The sequence below is a fragment of the Actinoplanes sp. NPDC048791 genome (assembly GCF_040650095.1).
Lineage (GTDB): Bacteria > Actinomycetota > Actinomycetes > Mycobacteriales > Micromonosporaceae > Actinoplanes.
Window position 1 is genome coordinate 1 of the sequence record NZ_JBEZGQ010001712.1, and the last position, 1,102, is coordinate 1,102.

Below are 1,102 nucleotides of genomic sequence, written 5' to 3' on the forward strand. Positions count from 1 at the left end.
CGTCGAGCACCGGCGCCGCCGGGTCCCGCAACGGGGCGGCAATCGCAACGACCAGCACCAGCATCACCCGGCGGGCGGTGAGCACGGTGCCCGGCCCGTCATCGGCCCAGCCCAGAACGACGGAGATCACCCCGAGTGCGACGGCCGCGCCGCAAGCGCCGGCCACCCAGCCCGGCCGGGCCAGCCGCATCCAGTACCCGACCATGGCAGGCACCTCAACCCAGCTGCTGCCAGCCGGCCAGCCCGGTCACGACGACCGCGGCAGCGGCAGCGCACCACAGTCCCTTCCGGTTGCCCGGCGTGCGCAGCAGTGCCGCGGCTCCGGCCAGCAGGGACAGCCCGAGCAGGTACGCCAGGTGCCACATCTCCTGGCCGAGGGGTTGATCCCGGGCCGGGCCGGCGTTCTCCGCGGCCCACATGATCCACGGAGCGAACCAGGTGGGGGCATGCACGGCACCGCCGGCGTCGGCGGCGGCGTAGATCGCGCCGGTGCCGAACCAGAGGGTCAGCACGACCAGCGGCAAGGCGCCCGGTACCGGCACCCATCGGGCCAGGGCGATACCGAGCAGTCCGGCGCCGAGCACCAGAACGGGCACCTGGAGGTGCTCGAGGACGCCGCGGCCGTAGCTGCCGTTGGCCGGGTCGCCGGCGGTGGGCTCGGTGAGCGGCGCGACGACGGACATGACGACCATCGCGGCGACGCCCACCAGCACCGGACCACGCAACAGCCCGAGCATCGTGCCGACGGTGCGCTGCCGGGCGTCGACCGGCGCGGCGTCCAGCGGCTCACGGACCTGGCGGCGGAACGTCGCCGCGGCGACCCGGTTCGCGCTGACGACCGTCAGCGGCGCGTAGAGCAGGCAGGCACCCAACAGGGTCACCCCGTACAGGGCGTTCCAGATCTCGTCGCGCCCGCGCACGACGTCGATGGTGAGGTTGGCCGAGAGCAGCGCGAACCATGCCAGCCCCACCCAGTACGCCGGGTGCCGCATCATGCGGCGCGCCTCGACCCGGCCCAGCCCGCCGGAGACCCGGCCGGCCGGCGGCGTCCGCCGGCCCAGGATGATGGTGCTCATGCGGGGACCTCCTGCGGCTCCCCGGC

Annotated in this window: 2 protein-coding genes; both read right to left on the bottom strand. The window is 74.8% G+C overall.

Features of this window, described 5'->3' with window-relative positions; genetic code table 11:
- The coding region (locus AB0C29_RS49840; protein ID WP_360835590.1) for a hypothetical protein at window positions 1-205 on the bottom strand (205 nt) is incomplete at its 3' end.
- Between the two features lie 10 nt (window positions 206-215).
- The gene (locus AB0C29_RS49845; RefSeq protein WP_360835592.1) at window positions 216-1,076 is read right to left on the bottom strand and encodes a hypothetical protein; all 861 of its coding nucleotides are present in this window, start codon (window positions 1,074-1,076) and stop codon (window positions 216-218) included.
- Window positions 1,077-1,102 lie beyond the last annotated feature (26 nt).